This is a genomic window from Streptomyces musisoli, from assembly GCF_016741855.1.
Classification (GTDB): domain Bacteria; phylum Actinomycetota; class Actinomycetes; order Streptomycetales; family Streptomycetaceae; genus Streptomyces; species Streptomyces musisoli.
Window position 1 is genome coordinate 1 of sequence record NZ_JAERRH010000103.1, and the last position, 690, is coordinate 690.

Below are 690 nucleotides of genomic sequence, written 5' to 3' on the forward strand. Positions count from 1 at the left end.
TTCCGACGCTCCCACGGCTTGTAGGCACACGGTTTCAGGTACTATTTCACTCCCCTCCCGGGGTACTTTTCACCATTCCCTCACGGTACTATCCGCTATCGGTCACCAGGGAATATTTAGGCTTAGCGGGTGGTCCCGCCAGATTCACACGGGATTTCTCGGGCCCCGTGCTACTTGGGTGTCTCTCAAGCAAGCCGCTGACATTTCGACTACGGGGGTCTTACCCTCTACGCCGGACCTTTCGCATGTCCTTCGTCTACATCAACGGTTTCTGACTCGCCCTACGGCCGGCAGACCGTAGAAGAGAGATCCCACAACCCCGCATGCGCAACCCCTGCCGGGTCTCACACGCATACGGTTTGGCCTCATCCGGTTTCGCTCGCCACTACTCCCGGAATCACGGTTGTTTTCTCTTCCTGAGGGTACTGAGATGTTTCACTTCCCCTCGTTCCCTCCACACTGCCTATGTGTTCAGCAGTGGGTGACAGCCCATGACGACTGCCGGGTTTCCCCATTCGGAAACCCCCGGATCAAAGCCTGGTTGACGACTCCCCGGGGACTATCGCGGCCTCCCACGTCCTTCATCGGTTCCTGGTGCCAAGGCATCCACCGTGCGCCCTTAAAAACTTGGCCACAGATGCTCGCGTCCACTGTGCAGTTCTCAAACAACGACCAGCCACCCATCACCCC

Annotated in this window: 1 rRNA gene; it reads right to left on the minus strand. The window is 58.1% G+C overall.

Annotation, left to right across the window (positions count from 1 at the left end):
* A 23S ribosomal RNA gene (locus tag JK361_RS40650) occupies nucleotides 1-633 on the minus strand; the annotation flags it as partial.
* Nucleotides 634-690: the final 57 nt, after the last annotated feature.